General features: G+C 73.8%; 1 protein-coding gene. It reads left to right on the forward strand.

Annotation, left to right across the window (positions count from 1 at the left end; all coding sequences use genetic code 11):
• Positions 1 to 65 precede the first annotated feature (65 nt).
• Positions 66 to 550: UbiA family prenyltransferase (locus NQ160_RS24500; RefSeq protein ID WP_257517552.1), on the forward strand; the 485-nt coding region annotated here is incomplete at its 3' end.

The raw sequence follows: 550 nt of genomic DNA on the forward strand, positions 1-550 counted from the left end.
CGGATGCCGCGCCTCCCGGCCAGGGCGGGCGCGGCATCCGCTCGTCGTCGTGAGAGCATCGACGGGTGATCACGCTTCGGGCGCTGTGGGGCGCCTCGCACCCCGGCCCCTCCGTCGTGGTCACGGTGCTCGCGGTGGCCCTCGGCGTCGCCGCAGGACTGGAGCCGTGGCGCATCGTCGTGCTGGGCCTCGCGGTGCTGTGCGGACAGCTGTCGGTGGGTATCTCGAACGACGCGATCGACCGCGACCGTGACCGCGAGGTGGGGCGCACCGACAAGCCGCTCGTGCGGGGCGACGTCTCAGCCCGCACCGCCTGGACCGCCGCGATCGTGGCGCTCGTGGTGGCGCTGGTGCTCTCGGCGTTGCTCGGCGTCGGCATGCTCGCCGCCCATGCCATCGCGCTCGCGTCGGCCTGGTCGTACAACGCCGGCCTCAAGGCGACGCCGGTGTCGATCGTCCCCTTCGTGGTGAGTTTCGGCATCTTCCCGTCGCTCGCGACCCTCTCCGCCCAGCCGCCCGCGCTCGCCGCCTGGTGGGCATGGGTCGCCGG

Source organism: Microbacterium sp. zg.Y909 (assembly GCF_024626565.1).